We start from the raw sequence: 13022 nt of genomic DNA, 5'->3' as shown, positions 1-13022 counted from the left end.
CCTCTCCACAGGGGAGAGGGGAGTGAAGGTCCGCTCGCTCAGAGCTGTTGCAGGCGGAACATCGCGATCTTGTTGATCTCCGCCAGGGCGGTCTGGAATTCCTGCTCCGGCGTGTTGTGGATGCGCTCTTCGAACGCAGCCAGGATCTGGTGGCGGTTGCTGCCCTTCACCGCCTTGATGAAGGGGAAGCCGAACTTGGCCTTGTAGGCGTCGTTGAGTTCGGTGAAGCGGGCGAACTCCTCGGCGGTGCAGTCCTGGATGCCGGCACCAGCCTGTTCAGCGGTGCTGGATGCGGTCAGCTCGCCACGGATGGCGGCCTTGCCGGCCAGGTCCGGGTGCGCGTTGATCAGCGCCAGCTGTGCGTCGTGGCTGGCGGACAGGAGGATGTCGGCCATGCGCTGCTGCAGCAGTTCGATGTCGTTCAGGCTGTCGTCGACGCCCAGGTCATAGGCCTTCTCGGCAACCCACGGCGAGTGCTCGTAGATGTCGGCGAAGGCGGCGACGAAGGCGGCGCGGTCGAGGCTGGCCGGGGTCAGGGTCTGGAAACGGCTCATGCCTTGTTCTCCTGGGCTTGGAACGGGTGTTTCTCGTGCCAGTGCTTGGCGATGTCGACGCGGCGGGCTACCCACACTTTCTCGTGGCCCTTCACGTACTGCAGGAAGCGCTCCAGCGAGGCCATGCGCGCCGGACGGCCGAGCAGGCGGCAGTGCATGCCGATGGAGAGCATCTTCGGCGCGCCTTCGGTACCTTCGGCGTAGAGCACGTCGAAAGCGTCCTTGAGGTATTCGAAGAAGTCGTCGCCCTTGTTGAAGCCCTGCACCTGGGTGAAGCGCATGTCGTTGGTGTCCAGGGTGTAGGGGATGACCAGGTGCGGCTTCTCGGCGGTGCTCGCCGGGTCCCAGTAGGGCAGGTCGTCATCGTAGGTGTCGGAGTCGTAGAGGAAGCCGCCTTCCTCACGCACGATGCGGCGGGTGTTCGGGCCCAGGCGGCCGGTGTACCAGCCCTGCGGGCGCTGGCCGGTCAGGTCGGTGAGGATGCGGATGGCTTCGAGCATGTGCTCGCGCTCCTGCGCCTCGTCCATGTACTGGTAGTCGATCCAGCGATAGCCGTGGCTGCAGATCTCGTGGCCGTCGGCGACCATCTGGCGGATGGCCTCGGGATGGCGCTGGGCGGCCATGGCGACGGCGAAGATGGTCATCGGCAGGTCGTATTTCTTGAACAGCTTCAGCAGGCGCCATACGCCAGCGCGGCTACCGTACTCGTACAGCGATTCCATGCACATGTTGCGCTCGCCCTTGAGCGGCTGTGCAGCCACCATCTCGGAGAGGAAGGCTTCGGACTCCTTGTCTCCGTGCAGGATGCAACGCTCGCCGCCTTCCTCGTAGTTGAGGACGAAGGACAGGGCGATGCGGGCATCGTTCGGCCAGTGGGGGTGGGGAATGTTGTTGCCGTAACCGATCAGGTCGCGTGGGTAGTCGGCGCTCACTGCAGTGTTCCTTCTTGTGGTTGGCGGTCTGCGCGGAGTCGAAGGACCGGGCGCTGCCGTTGATGCGTGCATTGTATACAAAATGTTTGGCTATCTGTAAATACAATCTGCGCAACAGTCGTTTCTCTTTCCTATAGATGCGCGAATCGTCGAAATAACCCGGCCCGACCGCGTCTCATGGAGGCTGCAGCCCCTATTGGCAGGCTTCTGGCACAGGAGTGCCGGGGGCGGATCAAGTTGATTTTGCAACGTCTGATCACTTTTTTGTATACAATTGGTCGCGTGGCTGGGTATATTCGGTTCCGCGCAAACGCACTTGCCGGCTGTCCGTGCGGCAGCCCACCGAATTCGAATCAACAAGACAGAGGAGGAAGGTGTCCGCCGGCGGCGCCGGAGACATCGATAAGCCCATGGGACGCTTGACCACTCACGTACTGGATTCCGCCCACGGCTGCCCTGGCCATGGCATCAAGATCGAGCTGTACCGTGTCGAAGGCCAGCAGCTGGAACTGATCGCCACCCGCGTGACCAATGACGACGGCCGCTGCGACGAGCCGCTGCTGCAGGGCGAGGATTTCCGCGCCGGCGTCTACCAGCTGCTGTTCAATGCCGGCGACTATTACCGCGCCCGTGGCGTCGAGCTGCCGAAGCCGGCGTTCCTCGACCAGGTCGTACTGCGTTTCGGCATTGCCTCCGAGGCCGACCATTACCACGTGCCGCTGCTGATCTCCCCCTACAGCTACTCCACTTATCGCGGTAGCTAGTCGTTCGCAAGACCTTCCCGGACTCTTCGTGGAGTCTTCCTCGGCCCGCCCACACTGCGGGCTTTTTTTTGCCCGCGATTTTCTGTGCGGCCCGCGCCGCAGGCGCGAACGGCGCATTTGGACTAGAAAGCAGGGAGTCATTCTTTCGAGAAAGGACATGAGCAGGATCCTGATCGTCGATGAGCAACCGGTTACCCGACACGCCTTGCGATTGATGATGGAAGCCGACCGCCACGAAGTGGTCGGCGAGGCCGACAACGGTCCCGAGGCGTTGCAGCAGGTGCGGGGCTGCCATCCCGACCTGATGATCCTGGAGCTGTCGATTCCGCGGCTCGGCGGCCTGGAAGTCATCCAGCGCCTGGCGGCACAGGGGGCATCGGTGAAGGTCCTGGTGCTGACCTCTCGCGACTCGGAGTATTTCGCCGGGCGTTGCCTGGCGGCGGGCGCTGCCGGTTTCGTCAGCAAGCAGGAAAATCCGCAGGCGGTGCGCGAAGCGGTGCGGGCGATTGCCCAGGGGCACAGCTATTTCCCCAGTCATGCGCTGGGCAGCGTTGCCGCGGCGGAAGGGGCGGGGCACGGAGAGCTGCTCAAGGAGCTGTCGGTGCGGGAGTTGTCCGTGCTGCAACTGTTGGCGAACGGCTGCAGCAATGTGGCCATCGCCGATCAGTTGTCGATCAGTGACAAGACGGTGAGCACCTACAAGGCCCGTCTGATGCAGAAGCTGCATGCCAAATCGCTGGTCGAACTGGTGGACATCGGGCGCCGCCATGGGCTGGTGGAGGGCGACCAGCCTGATGCCGAGCCAGAGCGGGCGCCGATGACGCCGGAGCAGGTGAAGGAGCTGGCATTGCTGCGCAGCATGCTCGATTCCCTGCCGCACCCGATGACCGTCCGGGGGCTCGATGGCCGCATCCTGTTCTGCAACCGTCATACGCTGGAGCTGTTCGGTCTGCGTCTCGAGGATGTGGTGGGCAAGACGGCGGCGGACCTCGGGCTGTTCGCCAATCCGCATGAAGCGGCCTTGCTGATCCAGCAGTTGAAGGAAGCGATCGCCCGCGGCGAACCCTTCGACGCTGACGTGGAGTTCCGCTCGCAGAAGGGGCGTGAGGTTTACCAGCACTGGGTTCGGCCCTACCGCGACAGTGACGGGGTGCTGATCGGCGCCCTCTGCGGATCGATCAATGTCACCGGCCGCGATGAGCTGGTGCGCGAGCTGCGCAACGCGAACGCGCGGATCGATGCGATCAGTCGTGGCAAGAGCCAGTACCTCGCCGGGATGGGCAGCGAGTTGCAGGGGCCGTTGCAGAACGTCATGGCGATGCTGGAGCTGGCGTGGAACCAGGGCGATCCGGCGCGGCGCGAAGAGCCCCTGGCGGTAGCCCTCAAGCTCACCGGCAATCTGCTGGCGCTGCTGGAGGACTTGCAGCTGCTCAGCCGTGCAAGATCCCGGCGCCTGCCGCTGGCGGCCGAAGACATCGATGTACGTGCCCTGCTCGAACGGCAACTGGCGCTCATCGGCGAAACGGCCCTGGGCAAGGGCGTTCGCGTTGAATGCGACTTCGATCTGGCGCTGCAGACACGGGTCTGGGGCGATCCCCGGTGGCTTCGCAAGATCGTTTCCAACCTGCTGGACAATGCGCTGAAGCGTACCGAGGTGGGCTCGGTGCTGGTGCGCCTGCGCGCGCGTGGGCGGGACGCGGCGATGGTCGACGTCGAGGTCGATGTGATCGACACGGGGCCGGGGATCCCTTCCGAGGACCAGCAGCATCTGTTCGAGCCGTTTTTCTTCCCCCTGGATGACCTTCGAGTGCGCAGCGGTGGCACCGGCCTGGGTCTGGCGCTGTGCCACAGCCTGGTGCAGCTCATGGGCGGGAGCATCGGGGTGACGAGCCAGCCGGGTGTTGGGTCGGAGTTCAGCGTGAAGCTGTCACTGCCCGCCGCCGTCCAGTAGCAGCGGCAGCCGAAATGCAAAAGGCCCCGGCATTGCCGGGGCCTTTTGTTCTGGACGGACAGCGAACTCAGAGGAAGATGAACTTGGCCACGAAGATCGCGCACAGCGCATAGAGGCTGACGGTCACGTCCTTGTGGCGGCCGGTGAAGACCTTCATGGCCACGTAGGTCACGAAGCCCAGCGCGATGCCGTCGGCGACCGAGAAGGTCAGCGGCATCATGATCACGGTGACGATGGCCGGGATGGTCTCGGTGTGCTCGTTCCAGTCGATGTGGGCCATGCCGCCCATCATCAGCATGGCGACGTAGATCAGCGCGCCGGCGGTGGCGTAGGCGGGGATCATGCCGGCCAGCGGAGCGAAGAACATCGCCGCGACGAACAGCACGCCCACCACCACGGCGGTCAGGCCGGTGCGGCCGCCGGCGGCGACGCCCGCGGCGCTTTCCACGTAGCTGGTCACCGGCGGTACGCCGAGCACCGCGCCGAAGGCGCTGGAGGTGCTGTCGGCCTTCATCGCCTTGGACAGGTTCTCGATACGGCCGTCTTCGCGTACCAGGTGCGCACGCTGGGCTACGCCCATCAGGGTGCCGGCGGTGTCGAACATGTGCACGAAGAGGAAGGCCAGGATCACGCTGATCATGGTCACGTTGAAGGCGCCGGCGATGTCCATCGCCATGAAGGTCGGCGCCAGGCTCGGCGGCATGGAGAACACGCCACCGAACTGGACGATGCCCAGGGCGATGCCGGCCACGGTGACGGTCAGGATGCTGATCAGGATCCCGCCGAACACGCGGCGGTATTCCAGCACCGCGATCATCAGGAAGCACACCGCCGCCAGCAGCGGGCCGGGGCTGGTCAGGTCACCCAGGTGCACCAGGGTGGCGGGGCTGGCGACCACGATGCCGGCGGTCTTCAGGCCGATCAGCCCGAGGAACAGGCCCACACCGGCACCCATGGCGAAGCGCAGGCTCACCGGGATGCTGTTGAGCAGCCATTCGCGAATGCGCGAGAAGGTCAGGATCATGAAGGCGATGCCGGAGATGAACACCGCGCCCAGTGCGATCTCCCAGCTGTAGTTCATGGTCTTGACCACGGTGTAGGTGAAGAAGGCGTTGAGGCCCATGCCCGGCGCCAGACCCACCGGCCAGTTGGCGTACAGGCCCATCAGGAAGCAGCCCAGCGCCGCGGCAAGGCAGGTCGCGACGAATGCGGCGCCGTGGTCGATGCCGGCGTCGGCCATGATGTTGGGGTTGACGAAGATGATGTACGCCATGGTTATGAAGGTCGTGAGGCCCGCGGCGAGTTCGGTCTTCACGGTCGTGCCATGCTGGCTGAGCTTGAACAGACGTTCCAGCAGGCCGGTAGCAGGCGGGCTTGAAGCAAAGGCTTGTTGTTCTTGTTTGGTGCTTTCCACAGCGGTACTCCTCAACGCTCTTGTTGTTGGTCCCTTTGCCGTCGGCTGGTTCACCTGCGTCCCTTGCGCTAACGGAAAGAGTTGTGAGGGTGTGATTTGTTGACCCTCAGGTCAGGAAGTCACGCCGCGATTATGCAGTTGTGTACAAAAACTTCAAATAATGTTTAGTGCCTGAGTGAAAGTTTTTTACAAGAAAAGGCTCGGAATGGTCGCAGGACGACGTCGGACGCATCCGCTGGGCGACACGCCATTGGCGTCAATCACCACTCGCTCGCGATGGCTGCACGATAGTGGCCATTTTGTGTACACTGTTGCCCAATACCTGGCCGACGCCAGCTTCTCGCCAGCCCCCACGGATTTCGCGCCGGTCCCACTCCGGCTGATCAGGGTTCGACACCAATGACCGACCAGTTGCAACAGATCAGGAAGCAGCCGCGCAATGGCAAGAGCCGCAGCGGCACCCAGGATGAAATCGTCTACGCGCACATCTTCGACGCGATCCTTGAGCAGCGCCTCGCTCCCGGCACCAAGTTGAGCGAAGAGGCCCTCGGCGAAATCTTCGGCGTCAGCCGTACCATCATCCGCCGCGCCCTGTCGCGACTGGCCCACGAGCAGGTCGTGCTGCTGCGCCCCAACCGTGGCGCCGTCGTCGCCAGCCCGAGCATCGACGAGGCCCGGCAGATCCTCTTTGCCCGCCGCACCGTCGAGCGCGCGATCACCGAGCTGGCCGTGGACAACGCCAGCAGCGATACGCTGTCCGAGCTGCGCGACATGGTGAAGCAGGAGCAGTCCAGCTTCGCCCGTGGCGACCGTGGCGCCGGCATCCGTCTTTCCGGCGAGTTCCACCTCAAGCTTGCCGAGATGGCGAAGAACGCGCCCCTGGTGAGCTTCCAGCGCAGCCTGGTGTCGCAGACCTCGCTGATCATCGCCCAGTACGAAAGCGGCGGCCGTTCGCACTGCTCCTTCGACGAGCACAACGAAATCCTCGACGCCATCGAGAAGGGCGACAAGGAAAAGGCCGTGACCCTGATGATGCACCACATGGCGCACATCGATGACAAGCTGAACCTGGATGTCGACGGCGCCTCCGGCGACCTGCACGCGGTGTTCTCGCACCTGCTGGCGGGCAAGAAGAAGCCGCGCCGCAGCAAGGCCGACGCCGACTCCGCGGCCTGATCGCCTTCCATGAACAAGCCCCGCCGATGCGGGGCTTGTTCGTTTCAGTACCGACGGCCTTTTGTAGGAGCGAGGGGGACGCCCAGTCCTTGCTCGCGAACGCTTTACACCTTGAGGCTCCGGCGTAATGCGGGTTCGCGAGCAAGCTCGCTCCTACAGGATAGAAATCCTCTCATCCGGATTGACGGGAGAGGGTTGGGGGAGCGTGGGCACGGACTCCCCTGATGGCACCGCCGCGCTTATAGGCTTTGTGCGCTTTCCTCGGATTGCTCCCAGCCGCCGCCCAGGGACTTGTAGAGCAGCACCAGGGTGGTCGCCACGGCTTCGCGGCCGCGCACCTGCTGTTCCTCGGTGGCCAGCAGTTCGCGCTGGGCGCTGAGCACGTTGAGGAAGTCCACGGCACCGGCCTTGTACTGCTCGCGGGCGTTGGCCAGGGCGGTGCGGCCGTGCTCGGCGGCGGTGTCCAGGCTGGCCAGGCGGCGCTGGTCGGCGGCGTAGTCGGTGAGTGCGTCGTCCACTTCGCGCCAGGCGTTGAGCACCGTGCGGCGATAGGCGATGGCCGATTCCTGCTGCTGCGCCTCGCGCAGGGCGAGCATGCCCTTCAGCCGGCCGCCTTCGAAGATTGGCAGCGACAGGCTCGGGCCGATGCCGAAGGTGCGGCTGTTCCAGTCGCCGAAATTCGACAGTTGCAGTGCCTGGAAGCCGAAGCTGCCGTTGAGGCTGATGCGCGGGTAGAAGTCAGCCTTGGCCACGCCGATGCTGGCGGTGGCGGCATGCAGCGCGGCTTCGGCGCGGCGGATGTCCGGACGGCGCTGGGCCAGCTCCGAGGGCAGACCGACCGGTACGCCGCGCGGCGGTTGCGGCACCGGTCTGGCCTGGGCGAGTTCCGCCTGTAGCGCACCGGGCGCTTCGCCCAGCAGGTAGCCCAGAGCATTGATCAGCCGCGCCTGGCGCTTCTGGCTGTCAGGCAGGCGCGCTTCGATGCTGGCGACCTGGGTCAGCGCCTCGGCCACGTCCAGTTCGGTAGCGACGCCATCGGTGCGGCGCAGGCGGGTCAGCTCCAGGCTGCGCCGGGCGATCTCCAGGTTGCTGCGGATGATCGCTTCCAGGTCCTGTTCGGCGCGCAGTTGCAGGTAGTTGCGCGCGGTCTCGGCAAGCACCGATACCAGTACGTCGCGACGGCTCTCCTCGGTGGCCTGCACATTGGCGTCGACGGCCTCCAGTTCGCGGCGCACGCGGCCCCAGAAGTCCAGCTCCCAGGACAGGTCGAAGCCGCCATCGAGCTGGTTGAAGCTGTCCTTGCCCGCCTTGCCGGACGGATCGTTCAGGCCGACTTCGCTGTTGCGCCTGCGCTGGTAGCCCAGGTCCGCACCGACGTTGGGCACGGCGTCGCCGCCCAGCGCCTGGCGGATCGCCCGGCTCTGCTGCAGACGCGCGTCGGCTTCGCGCAGGTCGAGGTTGGCATCCGCCACCCGGCGTTGCAGGTCGTTGAGCTGCGGGTCGCCCAGCAGTGTCCACCACCGGGCCTCCAGGGGCGCGTTAAGCGCTTGGCTCGGCGCATCGCCACGCTGGGCGGACCAGTCCACCGCATCGGCATCCTTCGGGCGCTGGAAGTCCGGGCCGACGCTGCAAGCACCAAGCGCAAGCAAGGCGAGCAACAGAGGCGTACGGGCGGCGATCATTGCACGGCTACCTTCTGCTCTTTCGCTGCGTGCTGGGCAGTGTCGATCCGCGCGATGACCGACATACCCACACGCAGCTTGTCGCGCAGCGGCTGGTCGGCGTCGAGGATGATCTTCACCGGGATGCGCTGGACGATCTTGGTGAAGTTGCCGGTGGCGTTGTCCGGGGCGATGGGCGCGAAGCTCAGGCCGGTGGCCGGGGCGATGCTGTCGACGTGGCCGCGCAGCTTTTCGCCGGGGAAGGTGTCGATGCTGATTTCCACGGCCTGGCCGGGTTGCACGTCAGTGAGCTGGGTTTCCTGGAAATTGCCGACCACGTAGGCGTCCTGCAGCGGCACCACCGCCAGCAGCGCATTGCCCGGCGTGGTGTAGGCGCCGACGCGTACGGCGCGACGACCGACCATGCCGTCGAAGGGCGCGCGGATTTCCGTGTAGGAGAGGTTCAGTTGCGCCTGTTGCAGCTGCGCCTGGCCACGCTTCAGCGCGCCGAGGGCTTCGGCCTGCTGGGCCAGCAGCACGTCGAGCTGCTTGCGGGCGGCGAGGGCGGCGGCCTTGTCCTTGTCCAGCACGGCCTTCGCCGAGTCGACGCGCGAGCGCGCCTGCTGGGCGTTCTGCAGGGTGCCGGCGCCCTGGCTGGCGAGGTGCTGGTAGCGGTTCAGTTCCTGCGCGGCGAAGGTCAGCGCGGCCTGGTCGGCCTGCACCTGGGCAGCGGTCTGGGCAATCACCGCCTGCTGGCGTTCCAGGTTGGCGGCGACGTGGTGATGGCGCGCCTCGGCGGCCAGCACGTCGGCCTCGGCGGCGGCCAGCGCGGCGCGGTAGTCGCGGGCGTCGATGCGTGCCAGGACCTGTCCGGCCTTCACCGACTGGTTGTCCTCCACCAGCACTTCCTCGATGAAGCCGGCGACCTTCGGCGCCACCAGGGTGAAGTCGGCGTGGACGTAGGCGTCGTCGGTGCTCTGCTCGCGGCTGGGGCCCAGCAGGCGCAGCAGCAGGTAGACGACAAGGGCGAACAGCAGCACGGCAACCAGGGCCAGACTGCCGCGACGGGAGCTCAGTTTCGACATGGGCAGACCTTTGAATCAGTTGGTGGGAACGACCGGGCGCGGCGGGTAGACCCGCAGCGGCATCAGGGGAATCAGGATGAGCAGGGCGGCGGCCAGCCAGGCCATCGCCAGTAGGGTGTCGGACGCGGCGAGCACGCCGGCCTGGCCGCGCACCTGGCCGGCCAGGCGACCGACGTTCTCGGCGCCGCCCAGTTGTTCCAGGCGCAGGCCCAGGGCTTGCGAGGCATTGCCCAGGTGATCGACCAGGCGATTGGAGTGGTAATGCTCGCGCCAGGTCATGAGGAACGAGACGATGGCGCTGCCCATTACCGCCGAGAAGGCGCGCACGCTGTTGAACCAGGCCGAGGCGAACGGCCCTTCGATGGGCGCGACGACGCTGGTGGCGGACATCAGCAGCGGCACCACGGCCATCGGCTGGCCGATGATCTGCAGCGTCAGGAGCCAGTAGAAGTTCTCCCGCGTCCACTCGCTGGTCAGTTGGCTCATGCCGAAGGCAGAAAGACCGCACAGGCTGATGCCGATAGCCAGGACCCAGCGGCAATCCACCCGCGGGACGTTGCACAGCGCCGCCACCAGCGGCAGCGAGATCAGCTGCGGCAGCGCCACCAGCAGCGCCATGGGCGCCGATTGCAGCGGGCGATAACCGTGGGCCGAGGCCAGGTACGACGCCGGCACGCCGGAGCAGGCACCGAGCACCACCAGCACGCCGGCCAGGGTGATCAACGAGTGGGTGAAGTTGCGCCGTTTGAGGATGTCCAGGCGGAAGAACGGCAGCGGGTGCGTCCACTCGTTGACGAAGAACGCCACCAGCAGCCCGGCGCCGCCGATCACCAGCAGGGTGATCAGGTCCGACTCGAACCAGTCCAGGCGCTCGCCCTGCAGCAGGCCGATCACCAGCATCAGGAAGCCCGGCAGGCCGAGGGCGAGGCCGATGTGGTCGAACTGGCGGAAGCGCTCCAGGCGCAGCGGGTCCTGCGGAATGCCCCAGGCGACGGCGGCCAGCGCCACGGCGCAGAGCGGAATGACCTGCCAGAACACCCATTGCCAGCCGACGAACTCGGTCCACAACGCCGCCAGCGGCATGCCCAGGTTGGGCGCGAAAGTGGCGGTCAGCGCATAGGCGCCCAGGCCGTAGAGCTTGATGCCCGGCGGCAGGAAGCGCAGCGCCACGGTCATCAGCATCGGCGGCATGCAGCCGCCGGCAAAACCTTGCAGCAGGCGCAGCAGGTAGAGCGTCTCGACGTTCGGCGCGAACGGGCAGAGCAGTGCCAACAGGGCGAACGCGGCGATGGCGCCGAGGGTGAAGCGGCGCAGCGACACGGTGACCGAGAACCAGGGCGCGAAGGCCATGGCGGCGACCTGCGCCGCCGAGTACAGGGAGATCAGCCAGGTGCCTTCGTCGTGACCGATGGACAGCGCGCCGCGCACGTCGGTCATGGCCAGGTCGGTGACCTTCTCGTTGAGGCCGGCACTGAGGGAGGCGATCAGCACGCCGAGCATGCCGACCACGATGCGCAGGCCGAACGGCTGCGCCACGGGCTTGGCGGGCTGCGTGGCCGATGGTGTGGCCGGCTGCGGGGTGGCGGCGGAAATCGGGGCGAGCGCGGTCATGGCCGGCCTCCATGGGGATGGCCGACGCCGCCGCCGGTGGGCGGAGAGGTGCAAGGCATAGGAATCAACTCGGGTATTTGCGACCGAGTCTAGGGAAGGCCAATAGCTGTGAAAATTGAAATGATTGCAGCTAATCAGTGCGCCTGATGCACTTTTTGGCAGTCAGCTCAGCAGGCCGGAGCTCTCGCGCAGTTCGGTGCACACGCGCTTCACCGTCTGCCGCAGCCAGCTGTGCGCCGGGTCGTTGTCGAAGCGCGGATGCCAGGCCTGGATGATCACCACCGACTTGAGTGGCAGCGGAATATCGAACTGGCGCAGGGCGAAGCCCAGGCGGTCCAGACGCCACAGCGAATGCTCGGGAATGGGCAGCACCAGGTCGGACTCCAGCAGGGCGAAGATCGAGGAGTGGAAGGTCGGCGCGATCAGGCGGACTTCACGGCGCAGGCCGAGTTTTGCCAGTTCCTCGTCGATCGGACCTGCGGCGCGGCCGCGCCGTGACACGCTGATCTGCGGGAAGCTGGCGAAGCGCTCCTGAGTGATCTCATCGTCGAAAATCGGGTGGTCGCGCCGCGCCAGGCCGACGAAGTTGGTGGTGAACAGCGTCTGCGTGCGGATTTCCGGTTCCAGGGTCGAGGTACCGCCAATGTAGAGATCGATGCGGTTCTGCCGCAGGGCTTCGTCGTCGAAGTCTGCCTCCGGAGCCATGCGCAGGCTGCAGCGCGGCGCTTCTTCCTTCATCACTGCCAGCATGCGCGAGGCGAAACCGCCCACCAGCACGTTGTTGGAGCGCAGTACGAAGCAGCGTTCGAGCTGGTCCATGCGCAGGTTTTCCTTGGCGTTGAACAGACGCGTGGCGTGTTCCACCAGTTCGCTGACCTCTTCGCGCAGTTGCAGGGCGCGGGGCGTCGGCACCAGGTTGCGCCCGGCGCGGACCATGATCGGGTCGCCCACCGCCTCGCGGATGCGTGACAGCGTGCGGCTCATGGCCGGCGCACTCAGGTGCATGCGCCGCGCGGCGCCGACCACGCTGCCTTCATCGAGCAGGATGTTGAGGGCGACCAGCAGGTTGAGATCGGGCAGGGCCATGGCGACTCCGGATGAATTGGTGCGGTGCCATTCATGTTCCATTGCGATGGACCCGATGGGCAAGCATGCGTTTCATGCAATGGTCCATTACGTTTGGCGTGCCTTTACGCTCGCTGTCCTGGCCCGAAGAATGACGGCGAATTTCGTTTCGCGAGGAGAAAGGCATGTTCAAACGGATTCTGCTGGCCATAGACGGCGCGGCGCAGTCGCCTCGGATCATCGCCAGCGCTGCCGAGCTGGCGCGTTGCAGCGGGGCGGCGGTGCATGTGGTGTGCGCCGTGGACCGCGCTTTCGCCATGCCGCGCCAGGACGCGCTGGAGTATCCGCCGGCGGAGCAGGAGCAGCATGAGGCCCAGGTGTTGGTGGATGACGCCGTGGCGCAGTTGCGGCCGTGCGTGGCGTCCGGGGCGGTGGTGGCGGGTGATCCGGCCCGGGCGATCCTGCGCGAGGCGGAGCGGCTGGAGTGCGACCTGATCGTGATCGGTCATCGGCACCTGGGGCGTATCGAGCGGTTGCTGGACCCGTCGGTGGGGCAGCGGGTGATTGAGCGTGCGCCGTGTCCGGTGCTGGTTGAGGTGCGGGAGTAGGGCGCCTGTTGGTCCGGTGCCGTGCGGTTCGCGAGCAAGCTCGCTCCTACGAAGAGCGCAATACGAACCTGTAGGAGCGAGCTTGCTCGCGAACCCGCCCAACGCAGCGCTCGACAGACCAATTGCGGACAGCGTCCGCTCCTGCGCTGGCCTGGGAGGGCGGCATCCCTGCAGGAGAGGGCGGGCGAAACAGAAAGAAAA

11 protein-coding genes are annotated in these 13022 nt (G+C 65.9%); 4 read left to right on the top strand and 7 right to left on the bottom strand.

Features of this window, described 5'->3' with window-relative positions; genetic code table 11:
- Positions 1 to 38: 38 nt before the first annotated feature.
- Together uraD and puuE are read right to left on the bottom strand one after the other, a co-directional pair.
- Positions 39 to 554 (bottom strand): 2-oxo-4-hydroxy-4-carboxy-5-ureidoimidazoline decarboxylase, encoded by a 516-nt coding sequence (gene uraD / locus ACAW63_RS22825; protein ID WP_371229130.1) that lies wholly within the window; start codon positions 552 to 554, stop codon positions 39 to 41.
- Positions 551 to 1486, bottom strand: a complete 936-nt coding sequence (gene puuE / locus ACAW63_RS22820; protein WP_371229128.1) for an allantoinase PuuE — start codon at positions 1484 to 1486, stop codon at positions 551 to 553. Before puuE ends, uraD begins: the two co-directional genes overlap by 4 nt.
- A gap of 410 nt (positions 1487 to 1896) precedes the next feature.
- Here puuE and uraH point away from each other — a divergent pair, with 410 nt between their 5' ends.
- Together uraH and ACAW63_RS22810 are read left to right on the top strand one after the other, a co-directional pair.
- Positions 1897 to 2250, top strand: a complete 354-nt coding sequence (uraH, locus tag ACAW63_RS22815) for a hydroxyisourate hydrolase (protein WP_152224418.1) — start codon at positions 1897 to 1899, stop codon at positions 2248 to 2250.
- Between the two features lie 157 nt (positions 2251 to 2407).
- Complete coding sequence (locus ACAW63_RS22810) at positions 2408 to 4201, top strand: ATP-binding protein (RefSeq protein WP_371229125.1); 1794 nt, start codon at positions 2408 to 2410, stop codon at positions 4199 to 4201.
- A gap of 67 nt (positions 4202 to 4268) precedes the next feature.
- Here ACAW63_RS22810 and ACAW63_RS22805 read toward each other — a convergent pair whose 3' ends face one another.
- Entirely contained in the window at positions 4269 to 5615 is a 1347-nt protein-coding gene (locus ACAW63_RS22805) for an NCS2 family permease (RefSeq protein ID WP_371229122.1), read from the bottom strand.
- A 399-nt stretch (positions 5616 to 6014) separates the two neighbouring features.
- Between ACAW63_RS22805 and ACAW63_RS22800 the strand changes: the two genes are divergently transcribed.
- Complete coding sequence (locus ACAW63_RS22800; RefSeq protein WP_275611150.1) at positions 6015 to 6791, top strand: GntR family transcriptional regulator; 777 nt, start codon at positions 6015 to 6017, stop codon at positions 6789 to 6791.
- 239 nt (positions 6792 to 7030) lie between these two features.
- On the opposite strand, the gene ACAW63_RS22795 is transcribed toward ACAW63_RS22800, so the two are convergent.
- The 4 genes from ACAW63_RS22795 to ACAW63_RS22780 form a co-directional block, all read right to left on the bottom strand.
- On the bottom strand, positions 7031 to 8473 hold the full coding sequence (locus ACAW63_RS22795) for an efflux transporter outer membrane subunit (protein WP_371229120.1): 1443 nt from the start codon (positions 8471 to 8473) through the stop codon (positions 7031 to 7033).
- A complete protein-coding gene (locus tag ACAW63_RS22790) occupies positions 8470 to 9537 on the bottom strand; it encodes an HlyD family secretion protein (protein ID WP_371229118.1) in 1068 nt (355 codons plus the stop codon). Before ACAW63_RS22790 ends, ACAW63_RS22795 begins: the two co-directional genes overlap by 4 nt.
- A gap of 15 nt (positions 9538 to 9552) precedes the next feature.
- The gene (locus ACAW63_RS22785) at positions 9553 to 11148 is read right to left on the bottom strand and encodes an MFS transporter (protein WP_371229115.1); all 1596 of its coding nucleotides are present in this window, start codon (positions 11146 to 11148) and stop codon (positions 9553 to 9555) included.
- Positions 11149 to 11310: 162 nt separating this feature from the next.
- Positions 11311 to 12234 (bottom strand): LysR family transcriptional regulator, encoded by a 924-nt coding sequence (locus ACAW63_RS22780; RefSeq protein ID WP_371229112.1) that lies wholly within the window; start codon positions 12232 to 12234, stop codon positions 11311 to 11313.
- A 164-nt stretch (positions 12235 to 12398) separates the two neighbouring features.
- On the opposite strand from ACAW63_RS22780, the gene ACAW63_RS22775 reads away from it, so the two are divergent.
- A complete protein-coding gene (locus ACAW63_RS22775) occupies positions 12399 to 12821 on the top strand; it encodes a universal stress protein (protein ID WP_371229109.1) in 423 nt (140 codons plus the stop codon).
- Positions 12822 to 13022 lie beyond the last annotated feature (201 nt).

Origin of the sequence: Pseudomonas sp. QE6, from assembly GCF_041379005.1 — a bacterium.
Taxonomy (GTDB): domain Bacteria; phylum Pseudomonadota; class Gammaproteobacteria; order Pseudomonadales; family Pseudomonadaceae; genus Pseudomonas.
Note: the sequence above shows the minus strand (reverse complement) of the source record. Positions and strands in the feature narration are given on the sequence as shown.